The organism is Sorangium sp. So ce381 (assembly GCF_051473845.1).
GTDB classification, from domain to species: domain Bacteria; phylum Myxococcota_A; class Polyangia; order Polyangiales; family Polyangiaceae; genus Sorangium; species Sorangium atrum.
Window position 1 is genome coordinate 5,790,358 of the sequence record NZ_CP150336.1, and the last position, 12,917, is coordinate 5,803,274.

10 protein-coding genes and 1 pseudogene are annotated in these 12,917 nt (G+C 71.6%); 7 read left to right on the forward strand and 4 right to left on the reverse strand.

Annotation, left to right across the window (positions count from 1 at the left end; genetic code table 11):
* Positions 1 to 61: 61 nt before the first annotated feature.
* Positions 62 to 1,183 (reverse strand): acyl-CoA dehydrogenase family protein, encoded by a 1,122-nt coding sequence (locus WMF29_RS21795; RefSeq protein ID WP_437330671.1) that lies wholly within the window; start codon positions 1,181 to 1,183, stop codon positions 62 to 64.
* Positions 1,184 to 1,360: 177 nt separating this feature from the next.
* Entirely contained in the window at positions 1,361 to 1,969 is a 609-nt protein-coding gene (locus WMF29_RS21800) for a LysE family translocator (RefSeq protein WP_437330672.1), read from the reverse strand.
* 500 nt (positions 1,970 to 2,469) lie between these two features.
* On the opposite strand from WMF29_RS21800, the gene WMF29_RS21805 reads away from it, so the two are divergent.
* From WMF29_RS21805 to WMF29_RS21820, 4 genes and pseudogenes are all read left to right on the forward strand, one after another.
* Complete coding sequence (locus WMF29_RS21805) at positions 2,470 to 3,225, forward strand: Uma2 family endonuclease (protein ID WP_437330673.1); 756 nt, start codon at positions 2,470 to 2,472, stop codon at positions 3,223 to 3,225.
* A 44-nt stretch (positions 3,226 to 3,269) separates the two neighbouring features.
* Positions 3,270 to 3,875 carry a glutathione transferase GstA gene (gene gstA, locus WMF29_RS21810; RefSeq protein WP_437330674.1) on the forward strand — a complete coding sequence of 202 codons (606 nt, stop codon included), beginning with the start codon at positions 3,270 to 3,272 and terminating at the stop codon, positions 3,873 to 3,875.
* A 65-nt stretch (positions 3,876 to 3,940) separates the two neighbouring features.
* The gene (locus WMF29_RS21815) at positions 3,941 to 4,648 is read left to right on the forward strand and encodes a DUF4336 domain-containing protein (protein ID WP_437330675.1); all 708 of its coding nucleotides are present in this window, start codon (positions 3,941 to 3,943) and stop codon (positions 4,646 to 4,648) included.
* A 102-nt stretch (positions 4,649 to 4,750) separates the two neighbouring features.
* Positions 4,751 to 4,891: pseudogene (locus WMF29_RS21820) on the forward strand (transcriptional regulator); the annotation flags it as partial.
* Positions 4,892 to 4,959: 68 nt separating this feature from the next.
* Here the strand turns inward: WMF29_RS21820 and WMF29_RS21825 are convergent.
* Positions 4,960 to 6,420, reverse strand: a complete 1,461-nt coding sequence (locus tag WMF29_RS21825) for a serine/threonine-protein kinase (RefSeq protein WP_437330676.1) — start codon at positions 6,418 to 6,420, stop codon at positions 4,960 to 4,962.
* 1,001 nt (positions 6,421 to 7,421) lie between these two features.
* On the opposite strand from WMF29_RS21825, the gene WMF29_RS21830 reads away from it, so the two are divergent.
* A complete protein-coding gene (locus tag WMF29_RS21830) occupies positions 7,422 to 9,746 on the forward strand; it encodes a response regulator (protein WP_437330677.1) in 2,325 nt (774 codons plus the stop codon).
* A gap of 231 nt (positions 9,747 to 9,977) precedes the next feature.
* Positions 9,978 to 10,811 (forward strand): alpha/beta fold hydrolase, encoded by an 834-nt coding sequence (locus WMF29_RS21835; RefSeq protein ID WP_437330678.1) that lies wholly within the window; start codon positions 9,978 to 9,980, stop codon positions 10,809 to 10,811.
* A 30-nt stretch (positions 10,812 to 10,841) separates the two neighbouring features.
* Here WMF29_RS21835 and WMF29_RS21840 read toward each other — a convergent pair whose 3' ends face one another.
* Positions 10,842 to 12,110, reverse strand: coding sequence for a sulfotransferase family protein (locus tag WMF29_RS21840; protein WP_437330679.1), 1,269 nt, complete (start codon positions 12,108 to 12,110; stop codon positions 10,842 to 10,844).
* 133 nt (positions 12,111 to 12,243) lie between these two features.
* On the opposite strand from WMF29_RS21840, the gene WMF29_RS21845 reads away from it, so the two are divergent.
* Positions 12,244 to 12,873, forward strand: a complete 630-nt coding sequence (locus WMF29_RS21845; protein ID WP_437330680.1) for a class I SAM-dependent methyltransferase — start codon at positions 12,244 to 12,246, stop codon at positions 12,871 to 12,873.
* Positions 12,874 to 12,917 lie beyond the last annotated feature (44 nt).

Sequence of the window (12,917 nt, forward strand, 5' to 3'; positions counted from 1 at the left end):
AGCGGCCCAGGTCGGGCGATGGTGCCAAGGATGGCGGGCGAGAGCCGCCGGGTCGCCGTCGTTACCCCGACCTGGGGCGGGTCGCCCGCTCGAGCAGCCGCTGCACCGTCGCTGTCTGCAAGTCGCGCGTCTGGGCCGTGAGCGAATAGAGCATCGCCTCGCGGAAGAGGCGCTGCGCGGCGTGGTCGAGGAGGTTGGCGCTGCCTCCGGTCGCAGCGACCGCGGCGTGCGCGGCCCTGACGCCCAGATCGATGCACCAGGCGCGAACGCGGACCGCGTGCTCTGCCTGGCCCTCCGCCTCCGGCCGGTCCGCCCATGCATCGACCTCGGCGCGGGCGGACTCCCTCTCTTCCTCGAACGCCCGCGCGGCGTCCGCCAGGCGCGCGCTGCAGCGGCGCTCCGCCAGGTCCGCGAGCAGGGCCGCGGCGGCGCCGGCGGCGCCCAGGGAGAGCGCCGACGGCGTGAGCAGGCCCGCGGCGTCGCGGGCGGCCTGCTGCTCGCGCGTCAGGGTCGTGATCACCTGCTCGGGGCCGACGCGCAGATCGCGCAGCGTCAGCGACACCGTGGCCGAGGCGTTCATCGCGCTCAGGCGGAGCGGCGGCGATGCCTCGATGGAGTTCCCCGCCTCCAGCGGCGTCAGGACGTACATCAGGCGACCATCGGGGAGCGCTCCGGCGATGACCGCATCGTCGGCGATCCCATGGCCGGTCAACCAGGGCACGGTGCCGTCGAAGCGGAACCGGTCGCCGTCGGGCTCGACATTGACCATCGGCGGGCCCGGGCGGCGGACGTGCGAGAAGCCGACGGTGCAAAACCGCTCGCCGGCGGCGAAACGAGGCAGGGCGCGCGCCTTGAGCGCCTCGTTGTCGCCGCGCGCGATGAGCGGGCACGCGGCGGCGTGCTGCATGTGGACGAACGCCGTCACACCGCAGGCACCGGCGAGGATCTCCAGTACCTCGCGCGCGACCCGCGGCGGGGCGCCGTGGCCGCCGTAGCATGCGGGCGTCGCGGTCCCGAGGAGACCTGCGTCCGCGAGCGCGCGGATGTGCTCTCGGGGAACCGCCGCGGCCTGATCCGTGGCGTTCGCCGAAGGGGCGAGCACGAGCGTCGCGAGCCGGCGGGCGCGCTCGATCAGCGCGGCGGAGCCGGCCGTGGCAGGCGGCGTGGGCGATCCGGGGGACATGCGAAGGGAGTGTAGGCCGCGGCAGCGAGGCGACCCAGGAGATCGGCGCATCGCGGCCGAGGCACGTGCCCCCACCTGCTTGAAGGCTGCAGCCTCCTCGCAGCGGCGCCGAGGCGGCGCACCAGGGTCGAGGCGGACCGCGCGTCCCTGACGTGTTCATCCGGCGATTCGGGCGAATCAGGCGATCCGGGCGAAGAGCAGCGCGAGCGCGCACAGCATGATGCAGATGCCGAAGATCTTCCCGACGTGCCGCCCGTTCCCGAGGATCTCCACCATCACGCGGCCCGCCACGACATAGATCATGAAGCAGGCGAAGCCGATGGTGACGATCGGGACGCCCATCGCGATCACGCCGCCCGCCGCGCTCCGCCTCACGAACTGGGGAAAGAGGGCGGCGAAGAGCACGATCGCCTTGGGGTTGACGACGGCGAACATGAAGCCGTCGCGGACGTGCTGCCACGACGACCCGGACCGCGCCGCGACCTCACGGTCGCTCCCGGAATTGGCGATGCCCAGCAGCGTCCAGCCGATATAGAAGATGTACAGCGCCCCCACGAGCTTCATGCCGAGCAAGAGCGAGCTCGACAGGCCGCCGACCTCGAGGATCATGAGGTAGGAGGCGACCGCCTGCACGATCGTCGCCGCGATGTTTCCGGCCCCGGAGAGCGCCCCTGCCCCCCAGCCGTGGCTGGCGCCCTTGGCGAGCGCGAGCAGCATCGATGGGCTCGGGATGATGGACGCGACGAAGACGGCCATGCAGCAGGCCAGCAGCACCTCAGCGCTCACCCGCCGACAGGTGGATGCTATCGGGCTTCATCCAGTGGTCGATGGTGTTCCTGGCGACGTGGTCGAACCTGCTATGCAGCAGCATCGAGGCTCCTTCTGTGCTGGTGGGCGACGACTCCGCGGTTCCGGCGCCCGGCCGTCCGGGGCCGCAGCGACGCGCCGCGCGCTGTTCCGGGGCTGTTGAGCAAGCGTCGGACCAGCGGTGATCGTCGTCCGGTTTCGACGAGAAGGCCCGTCCCGGCGGCCAGAAACACACCTCGCCCAACCAGGGGTTCAGGGCGCACCGATAGGAGATAGGCAACACGTTGCCCGATCGAGCAACAGCCTGTCATGCGGCAGGAGCGAGCCGCCGCTCGGCCGTTGAGCTTCAGCTCTCCTGGGCAGCTCGCTCGCCCGACGGCCGAGGCTCGCGAGCGTCCTCCCTCACGAGCGGCTACGCGGACACGTCGAGGTACGCCGCGGACCTTGCTGCGGGGGGGATCCTCCGGCAGGCTTCCGGGATGACGTCCCTCGCCTTCGCGATGCCGGCGGAGATCGTCGACCCGAGCGTCGTCGCTCCGCCGGGCGATCTGTACAGCAACGAGCCGCCGATGGAGAGCTACCAGCACCTCGTCCAGATGATCCTGCTGCTCGAGAGCCTGGAGCTCTTCTGGAAGGACCGTGCCGACTTCTTCGCCGCGGGGAACCTGACCATCTACTTCAGCCCCAAACAGCTCAAGACCGAGCACTTCCGGGGCCCTGATTTCTTCGTCGTGCTCGGCACCGAGCGGAGGCCGCGCAAGAGCTGGGTCGTCTGGGAAGAAGACGGCCGGTATCCGAACGTGATCGTGGAGGTGCTCTCGGAGAGCACAGAGAGCACCGATCGCGGCCTCAAGAAGCAGATTTACCAGGACGTCTTCCGGACGCCGGACTACTTCTGGTTCCATCCGGAGACGCTCGAGCTCTCGGGCTTCCACCTCCTCGACGGTCAGTACGAGCCGCTCGCCCCCGATGCTTCCGGACGGCTCTGGAGCGCTCAGCTGGAGCTCTTCCTTGGCGTCGAGGAGGGGCAGCTTCGCTTCTTCACCCCCGAGGGAGAGCTCGTGCCCGCAGGCAAGGAGCTCGCGAAACGGGCCGAGTCCGCCGAGCAGCGCGCCGAGTCCGCCGAGCAGCGCGCCGAGTCCGCCGAGCAGCGCGCCGAGTCCGCCGAGCAGCAGGCAATGCGGCTGGCGGCGAGGCTCCGGGAGCTCGGCGTCGATCCCGACACGCTGAAGTAACGTTCGGATCCCGCGCTCCTCCGCCCCCTCCTGTGAAGAACGCGATGAAGCTCTATTTCAGCCCTGGCGCCTGCTCGCTCTCTCCGCACATCGCGCTGCGCGAGGCCGGCCTCCCGTTCGAGCTCGAGCAGGTCCACCTCGGCACGAAGAAGACAAGGTCGGGCGCCGACTTCACCTTGATCAACCCCAAGGGCTACGTGCCCGCGCTCGAGATCGAGGGCGGCGAGGTGCTCACCGAAGGACCGGTGATCGTCCAGTACATCGCCGATCGGAGGCCCGAGTCCGGGCTCGCCCCCCCGGCCGGCACCCTGGATCGCTACCGGCTGCAGGAGTGGCTGAGCTTCATCAGCACCGAGCTGCACAAGCAGTTCTCGCCGCTCTTCAAGCCGAGGGCGCCGGACGAGCAGAAGAACGCGGCGAGGGCGCTCCTCGGCCGGCGCTTCGCCTTCGCGGCGCGCCGCCTCGAGGACACGACGTACCTTCTCGGCGAGCGGTTCACTGTGGCGGACGCGTACCTCTATACCGTGATGACGTGGACGAGGTTCGCGGGCGTCGATCTCGGGGGATGGCCCGTCCTCGGCCGCTACAGGGAGCGCGTCGGCGCCCGCCCTGCAGTGCAGGCCGCCATCGAGGCCGAGCGGAGGCGGTAGGCATCCTTCGGTCCCTGGGGATACGCGCCTTGACGCAACGATCACGCGCGACTTTGCATGACGGCATGCTGCAGGCGATCGCCGAGGACGTGTGGGCGTACGAGAGGGACTTCCGGCTGCCGTTCGGCGATCTGCCAGCGCGCACGACGGTCGTGAGGCGCGCCGACGGCGGGCTCGTCATCCACTCGCCGCTGGCGTTCGATGACGACACCGCCCGGGAGATCGATGCGCTCGGCGAGGTGCGCGCCCTCGTCGCCCCGAGCTGCCTCCACCACGTCTTCTTGAGGGCCGCGACCGAGCGCTGGCCACGCGCCGGCGTGCTCGGGGCGCCTGGGCTCGAGAAGAAGCTCTCCGGCCTTCGCTTCACCCCGCTGCCCCGATCCGGCGTCGCGCCGGAGATCGGCGACGATCTCGACGTCCGCCTCATCGAGGGCGTGCCGTACATCGCGGAGCACGTGTTCCTGCACGCGCGGTCGCGGACGCTCATCGTGACGGATCTCCTCTTCAACGTGCATGAGGCCCGCAGCTTCGCCATGAAGGTCTTCCTCTGGGTCGGCGGCGTGTGGAGGAAGACCGCCCAAGACCACGTGTGGCGCGTGCTCATGAGGGACCGCGCCGCGGCGGCGCGCAGCGTCGCCGACGTCCTCGCGTGGGACTTCGAGCGCGTCGTCGTCGCCCACGGCGACGTCATCGAAGGCGAGGCGAAGGACCGGACGCGCAGCGCGCTCGCGTGGATCGGCGCCGGTGCTGGCCGGCTCCTGCCTGGGAGATGAGCGCTCTCAGGCGGCCGCCTGCGACGACGGCCCCCCGCGCCGGACGCTCGCGCATGCCGAGCCATGCGACGAGCGCCGCGAACGGGAGCAGGCTCGCGCCAGCCCAGCGACGTCACCCTGTCCGAGCTCGCGGTCGAGTCGTTCTTCCCCGCGGACCAGGCGACCGCGGAGGCGCTGCGCGCGACGTCGCGACGCCGAGGACAACGGCCCTCTGCAGAGGAATCGCATCGGACCCCGCTCTGAAGGCGCGCGCCGCGCGCGCATCGACCGGCCGCGCACTGCCCGCGCTCCCCTGGGCAGCGCTGAGAGCGCTACCGGTGCATCGCGATGTCGTTGCGGGGAAAGGGCTTGATGCGCCGGGTGTGCCGCCCGGTGGACGGGGCGGTCTTGATCCGCCCGGGGGATCGCGCGGGCCGCGCGGTGGGCTGCTTCTTCGTCGTCGACCGCGAGGCCTCGCTGGTGGGCGCGCGCTCGGGCTGCGCCGCCGCGGCCTGGACCGGCTCCTGGAGCTCCGGCGCGAGCAGCGGTCGGGGTGCCTCCACGACGCTGGCGAGGAGCGTCGCCTCGGTCGAGCTCGACAGCCCGGCGCCGCGGGGGGCGACGGCGGCGAGCGCGGCGTTGTCGGCTGCGGGCGCGGCGAACCGGACGCCGAAGAACAGGCTGGCGCCGGCCAGCACGGCGCCTAGCGCGGCTGCCGCTGCTATCCGCGCGGATGGCTTCTTGCGCTTCTTGCGGCTCGACGCCGTGCCCAGGACCGCCGTCGTGCCATCGCCGCCGTCGTCCTCGCAGAGATCCGCCTCCACGACCGGTATCGACGGGGACGTCATGACAGGGTTGCGCCGGGTGACCACGCCGTCCTGCGAGCTCACGGGCGGCGCCTCGACCACGCTCTCCGCGCCCGCCGGAGCCGGCGTCTCGGTGCCCCATTTGCGCGACGACAGCGCCCGCTCCAGCGCGTCGGCCATCTCCTTCGCCGACCCGAAGCGGGCGCTCGGATCCTGCTGAAGGGCCCTCGCCATCCATTCGTCGACGGCGGCCGGCACGTCGATCCGGTGCGCGCTGGGCGGCGTGAACCGCCCCCTGTGCACGGCGAGCGTGAGCGCCGCGAGCGTCTCTCCGGAGAACGGGGTCCGCCCCGTCATCGCATGATAGGCAACGACGCCGAGCGACCAGAGATCCGCACGGAAATCGAGATCCCGCGGGGTGACGAGCTGCTCCGGGCTCATGTAGAGCGGCGTCCCGACCACGTTCCCCGTCGAGGTGACCCGCAGGTCCCGGACCCGCTTGGCGATACCGAAGTCGAGCACCTTGACGAAGATCTCCCCGTCCACCTGGGTCAGGAACAGGTTGTCCGGCTTGATGTCGCGGTGGACGATGCCGAGCCGGTGCGCCTGCCCCAGCGCCTTGGCCGCTTGCGCCACGATACGCGCCACCTCGCCGAGCGGCAGCCGGCCCTGGCGGCTGATACGGACCCTCAGGTCCTCGCCGCGGAGGAGCTCCATCGCGATGTACGGCATGCCCTCCGCCGTCAAGCCGTGATCGAGGACCTGCGCGACGTGCGGGCTCGTGATCTGCGCCGCAGCGACCGCCTCTCGCCGGAACCGCTCGACGTAGCCCGGGTCGTCCACGTACTCGGGCGACATGAACTTCACGGCTACCTGAGCCTTCAGCGGAAGCCGATCGGCAACCCAGATGCTCCCCATCCCGCCGCGCCGGAGGATGCGCACGAGCCTCAGCGAAGGCGTCACCATCTGTCCGGTGTGCAGGGGCATACCTCTGCTACTCCTTCTCGCACTCGCACAGGCCCGAGCCGGTGGTTCCGTCAGCTCCAGCCGAAAACTCGCCCGAATGGCGTAAATAGATCACTACGACGCCTTCATTGCCTCTGCAAGAGAAACAAAGTGCTCTCCGCCACGTCCGTCACGTGTGTCAGCTCTAGTCAGCTCTAGTCAGTTCTAGTCAGTTCTAGGTGCGCGTCGCGCACCCGCGCACATTGAAGCCAACCCGTCTCTCACATCCCCCAGGAGCGCAGGGGCCGCGGAGCGCTCCTATGCGATACGGCCACGTGGACGGACATCCACCGTGCGCTGATGTCGGCGGATGAGCGCATGTCGAGCGCCAGGTTCGTCCAGCCGGTCGAGAGCGCCCGTCGCCGCGAGCGGCGGCGCCGAACAACGGAGTTGAAGGTAGGCCACCTGATCATCAGGTGGGGAGCGCGGGAACAAGCGTGCCTGTCGTGCGGCCATGGCCCGCGATCCGCTGCGGCTTCATCCATGGGCTCACCTCGCGGCGTCAGGTGAGCCCGCCGGCGGGGCGCGAGGGCTCATCGCCTCTTGACTTCGAAAAAAGTCTTTCATTTTGCCTCCACAACCACCGTCGGGGCAGCATGGAGGGTGGCGCTCGTGTCTTCGATCCAGCGCGGGAGTCACGAGGACGGGGCGAGACCCATTGGGGGTCGACATCGTCCGACATCGGAGGGCGGGCCTGTCCAGCTCCACGCGGGGCGCGCTCGCGCCTCCCTGGATCACGCGCCGCGACAGGCGGGTTGTCCCCTGGAGGAGGATTGAAGCCTCTCGTCTTCTGGGTGCCGGCTCACTGAAAGAGTTCACCCAGCCGAGGACGGCCTGGACGCCCACGGAGCTCGCGCGTACGCCGGCGGAGGAAATCCACCCGCGCCGAGACTGAAGCTGATGCGTAGGGGTGCGATAAAAAATGAAGCGCAGGTGTCATCCATGGTTGCGTCTACGCGCGCAGGCGTAGAATCGCCGGAACCATGAGCCGATCCCCCTCCGACAAGGACGCGCCCAAAAAGGCAACGGTCAGCCCCGTGCCGTCGCGAGGGACCCCGCCGGAGACGATCCCGTCGCGCGCCAGCGCCAGCAGCAGCAGCGCCCTGCCGTCGGCGCCGCCCCTGACACGGAACAGCGCCGGCAGCGGCAGCGCCCTGCCGCCGGCGCCCGCATCGAACCGCGGGGGCAGCACCCTCCCGCCTCCTCAGCAGCACGCGCCGCCCCCGGCGCGCGGCAGCCATTTCCCGGCCGACGCGCGCGTGCGGCGGGATCGACCGAGCGTCCCGCTCTCTCCGCACGGCGCGTATGCGTCGCAGGAGGCGCGCGGCTGGCGAGAGCGGCCGACCGCCGCGGCCGCCGCCGCGGCCCGCGCCGGCTATACCTTGCAGGATCCGTTCGATCGGTGGGACCCGTCCGAGGGCTCCCCCGCCGCGCCCGCGACCCAGCCGCCCGAACCGCCGAGCTCGCGGATCCCGGAGGCGTCCCGCCACGAAGACGCCGGCCGCGGCCACGCGCCGGCCTCGTCGCCGGGCAAGCGCACGGCGACCGGCGCGCTGCCCGCCGCGCACCAGCCGGCGGCGTCGGCCAGGCCGTCCGCGGGGCGCGAGCCGCAGCGGCTCCACGAGCCGCACGGCGGAGGCCACGATCCGTACACGCCCATCAACCAGATCCTCGGCTACACGCGCCTGCTCGTGGCGTCGCTGCAGGGCAAGGTCGCGCCGCAGCACATCGAGGACATCCGCAATATCGAGCTCGCGTCGCGCAAGCTGCTCACCATCGTGCAGGCGATGGAGAACGGCGACGAGGACGCGCCCTCGAGCGTGAAGGTCAGCATCCCCTCCCCGCACGAGGAGCCCGCTGTCCACGCCGAGATCGAGGGCAGCGGGCGCGGCACCATCCTCGTCGTCGACGACAGCCGAGGCAACCGCGACGTCCTCTGTCGGGTGCTGCAGAACAACGGCTACCGCACCGCGTCCGCCGAGGACGGACCCCGCGCGCTGGGGCTCGCCGCGCGCGAGCGCTTCGACGCCGTGCTGCTCGACGTGAACATGCCCGGCATCAGCGGCCTCGGCGTGCTCTCGGCCCTGCGCCAGAGCCGCTCGCAGGCCGAGCTCCCGGTGATCATGGTGACCACGCGCGGCGCGAGCGAGGACGTCGTCGAGTCGCTCAAGCTCGGCGCCAACGACCACGTGACGAAGCCGATCGACTTCGACATCCTTCTCGGGCGGCTCGACACGCAGCTCACGCTGAAGCGCTCGCGCGAGCAGCTCTCGCAGCTCGCGGCGGAGCTGTCGGTCAAGAGCGAGTTCATCCGCAAGACGTTCGGCCGCTACCTGAGCGACGACGTGGTGAACCGCCTGCTCTCCTCGCCCGAGGCCCAGCTCCTCGGCGGCGAGGAGCGCGAGGTGACCATCATGATGACGGACCTCCGCAGCTTCACGACGATGACCGAGAACATGCCGCCCGACGTCGTCATGCGGCTCCTGAACGGCTACCTCGGCGAGATGGCGCGCATCATCGTCGCGCGCGGCGGCACGATCATCGAGTTCATCGGCGACGCGATCCTCGCGCTCTTCGGCGCGCCGTTCCCGGCGGGCGACGACACCCGCCGCGCGGTCGCCTGCGCGCTGGAGATGCAGATGGCGATGGACGCGGTGAACGAGAAGAACAGCGCCGAGGGCCTGCCGACGCTGCAGATGGGCATCGCGCTCAACACCGGCCCGGTCGTCGTCGGCAACATCGGCTCCGAGGCGCGCACGAAATACGGCGTGGTCGGCGCCCAGGTGAACCTGACGTCCCGCATCGAGTCGTGCACGGTGGGCCGCCAGATCCTGATCGCGGACACCACGCGCCGCGCCGCCGGCGCGGGCCTCCTGCTCGGCCAGAGCCACGCGCTGGCCGTCAAGGGGTTCTCGAACCGTGTGCTGGTCCACGAGGTCCTGGGCCTCGATAACCCCGAGCGGCTCTACCTGCCCGAGCGGCGGGTCGAGATCCTCTCGCTCTCGTCGCCGCTGCCGGTCGTGTGCGCGCGCCTCGCGGGCAAGCGGGTGGAAGGCGAGCCGCAGTCCGCCTTCATCCTCGGGCTCTCGCCCTTCGGCGCCGTGCTGCGGCTGCATCCCCGGCCCGCGCCCTTCACGAACCTCCAGATCCACCCGTCCGGCCCGCTCGCCGAGCAGCTCGGCGGCGAGCTGCACGCGAAGGTGATCGAGCTCGACGCGCGCGCCGACGATGTCGTGCGCATCCACTTCACGTCGTCGCCGCCGGGGCTCGCGGCGTTCGTTCAGAAGCTGCACCGCGCCGAGGCATAGCGGCTCTCCCCACAGGCAGGCTCGTTCACATCGAACCCGTGCTCCTGAAGGGGCCGTATCGGCTCGGCGACCGGTTCTGCTCGGCTCCGAGGACATCGACCTGCTGTGACCCAGGGCGAAGCGCTCCTGGGAGAGCACCTTTGCTTCGAACAAGCGCCTCGCCTACGCTCGGCCCTCGCAGCGCAACACGGCCCCTTCACGCGGCTCCACACACCGAGGTAGCAGACCCCCATGCCTTCCCTGACCGTCGCGGGCCCTGCGGGCGCGCTCCACATCGTCGATCATCCGGCCGCCGTCCCTCGCCCCGACGCAGGCGCTGGTTCCTCGCGCGAGGCGCTGCCGGTCGTGCTCGTGCACGGGATGGTCGGCCACGCCGGCTTCTGGGAGGCGCCGCTGGCGCACACCTCCGGCCGGCGGCGCGCAGTGGCCATCGACCTCCGGGGGCACGGCGCGTCGGAGCCCCCGCCCGACGCGGACTACACGCCCTCCGCCTGCGCAGCCGACGTGCTCGCGGTCCTCGACGCCCTGGATCTCCCGCACGTCGCGCTCGTCGGCCACAGCTATGGCACGCTCGTGGCGCTCGCCACCGCGGCCGCCCGCCCGGAGCGGGTCGCGCGCCTCGTGCTCGCGGACCCGCCCCGCGATTTCACGCAGCTGCCAGCGGAGGTCCAGGCGCAGCAGTTCCCGCCCTACCTCGCCGCGCTCGCGGCGGACGGCTGGCGCGATATCGCCGTCGCGATGTTCAGCGAGGCGCTCGCGGGCAGCACGCCCGCGACGCGGGAGGTGGTGCTGGCGCGCCTCGCCGCCACGCCGCACGACCGGCTGCTCGGCATGACTCAGAGTTTGCTGCAGTTCGAGTCCGTGAGCGCGCTCGACCGCTACCTCGCCGCACCGGGCGCCCGCGCCCACGCCATCCTCGCCCCTTCGAACGCATGGCCGCAAAGCCTCCACGCGCTGAGGCCCGCGCTCACGGCGGTCGTGCTGCCGGAGACCAGCCACTGGCTGATGCTCGACGCGCCGGCAGCGTTCGCCGCCGAGCTCGAGGCCTGGCTCGACGCTGCCTGAGCCCCGATTGCGGCACTCCCGCTCTCCGGCTCAGCTCCGCCGCCCTCGCTTCCCCGCGGCGAGCTCGCCGAACCGCTCCAGGTAGCCGCCGAACCGGTCCAGCACCTCCCGCTCGGTGAGCCCGAACTCGTCGAGGGCGTAGCGATGGACGCCGCAGCGGTGCTGCGGGTGCTCGCGCATCCACGCCTCGATGCGCGCGGCGACAGCGCCGTCGAACCCGAGGCCGAAGCGCTCGTGGATGCGCCGCACCAGCCCGGCGGGATCCGCGGTCAGCTCCTCGTAGCTCGCGTCGAAGAAGCGCGCCGGATCGAGCCGCGCGCGGGCCTCGAGGAAGCGGTCCATCATGGCGCCGAGCAGATCGAGGGCCCTCGGGCCGACCGCGCGTGGCTCGACCCGCCGCTGGTGGATCGCGCGCGCGGCCGCGACGAGGCTGCAGAACGACGGGACGACCCGGAGCGGATCGCGGTGTGTCATCACGATGCACGCGTCCGGATACACCTGCAGGAGCGCGGCGATCGCCGGCAGGTGGAAGGGAGACTTGAGCACCCAGCGCCCCTCGGGGCGCCCCCATTGCAACACCTGCAGCTGGCGGCGGTGATGCCGGTAGTCCGGGACGAGGTCCTGCGCGAGCACCCACCTCCGGTACGACGGCGTCTCGGCGCGGACATAGGGGAGAAGGGTGTTCTGCATCAGGAACACGCACTCTTCCGGGCTGTCCGCGGAAAGCTCGTGGATGGTAGCAAAGATCGGACACATGGCGTGCGCGAGGCGGACGCGGCGCTTCGCCGCCGCGCGCCGGGGGTCGCGGGCCTCGTCCTCGGGACGGACCGGCGGCGACGGCGCGTGGAGCCGCCAGAAGCGCGGCGCGTGCGCGTCGGGGTGCAGCGTCATCAGGTTGTGCAGCAGCGTCGTGCCGGTGCGCGGATAGCCGACGATGAAGACCGGGCGCGGCGTGCGCTGCTCGGCGATCCGCGGCTCGCGCCGCACGTCCTCCCGCAGCAGCAGGCGATTCGCGATCTGGCGCTCGATCTCCTCGCCGAAGCCGAGCCTCCCGACCAGGGCCAGCTCGGCCTCGTCCTCGAGCGAGGCGGAGAGGACCCGCAGCCCCTCCCAGAACCAGCCCTCGCCGGGATCGGTCAGGCCCGTGCGCCGCCGGGCGCGCTCGGACAGGACGTCGACGTCCAGGGGGGCGAGCACGCGGAGCGCCGAGCGCCCCATCCGCGCCCCGACCACGTTGAGCGCGCGGAACGGCATCGACACGCGGTACGGATGAGGGGTCGATCTCGTGGGTCCGCGCATGCGCCTGCCTCAGGGTAGACGCGCGCCGCACGGAGGGATAGCGCCGACCGGGCGCACGCGGGCCGGGCGGCGGCCGCGCCGCGAGCGCCTCGCGGTCCTTTTCTGCGGGGCGCTCCCGGCCCACACTGCCGCCATGCACGACGACAGCGCCCCCCGGCTCTCCGCGCTCACCGAGAGGACCCTGGCTCACTACGACGATCACGCCCTGTCGTTCTGGGAGGGCACGCGCGATCACGACGTCTCGCAGAACCGCGCCGCGCTGCTCGCGGCCCTGGAGGGGGCAGGTCCGTTCACGATCCTCGATCTCGGCTGCGGCCCCGGGCGCGATCTCGCGGCGTTCCGCGCGGATGGGCACACTCCGGTCGGGCTCGACGGGTCCGCGCGGTTCGTCGAGATGGCGCGGCGACACGCGGGCTGCGAGGTGCTCCACCAGGACTTCCTGCGCCTCGACCTCGAGGCCGGGCGCTTCGACGGGATATTCGCCAACGCGTCGCTGTTCCACGTGCCGAGCAAGGAGCTGCCGCGCGTGCTCCGCGAGCTCCACGCCGCGCTCCGCCCGCGCGGCGTCCTCTTCAGCTCGAACCCGCGCGGCGACGATCGGGAGGGGTGGTCGGGCGACCGATACGGCTGTTATTGGTCGCTCGAGCGGTGGCGGGAGCACGTGACCGCCGCCGGGTTCGAGGAGATCGAGCACTACTATCGACCGGCGGGCCGGCCGCGCGAGCAACAGCCCTGGCTGGCGACTGTGTGGCGCAAGCGCTGATCCCTCGGCGCGAGCAGCTCGCGTTCAATCGCCCCGGATCGGGC

What these genes read in the sequence shown, in the direction of transcription:
- WMF29_RS21795 (WP_437330671.1), bottom strand. Translation starts at nt 1,183, where the DNA reads ATGTCCCCCGGATCGCCCACGCCGCCTGCCACGGCCGGCTCCGCCGCG.
- WMF29_RS21805 (WP_437330673.1), top strand. Translation starts at nt 2,470, where the DNA reads ATGACGTCCCTCGCCTTCGCGATGCCGGCGGAGATCGTCGACCCGAGC.
- gstA (WP_437330674.1), top strand. Translation starts at nt 3,270, where the DNA reads ATGAAGCTCTATTTCAGCCCTGGCGCCTGCTCGCTCTCTCCGCACATC.
- WMF29_RS21815 (WP_437330675.1), top strand. Translation starts at nt 3,941, where the DNA reads ATGCTGCAGGCGATCGCCGAGGACGTGTGGGCGTACGAGAGGGACTTC.
- WMF29_RS21825 (WP_437330676.1), bottom strand. Translation starts at nt 6,420, where the DNA reads ATGCCCCTGCACACCGGACAGATGGTGACGCCTTCGCTGAGGCTCGTG.
- WMF29_RS21830 (WP_437330677.1), top strand. Translation starts at nt 7,422, where the DNA reads ATGAGCCGATCCCCCTCCGACAAGGACGCGCCCAAAAAGGCAACGGTC.
- WMF29_RS21835 (WP_437330678.1), top strand. Translation starts at nt 9,978, where the DNA reads ATGCCTTCCCTGACCGTCGCGGGCCCTGCGGGCGCGCTCCACATCGTC.
- WMF29_RS21840 (WP_437330679.1), bottom strand. Translation starts at nt 12,110, where the DNA reads ATGCGCGGACCCACGAGATCGACCCCTCATCCGTACCGCGTGTCGATG.
- WMF29_RS21845 (WP_437330680.1), top strand. Translation starts at nt 12,244, where the DNA reads ATGCACGACGACAGCGCCCCCCGGCTCTCCGCGCTCACCGAGAGGACC.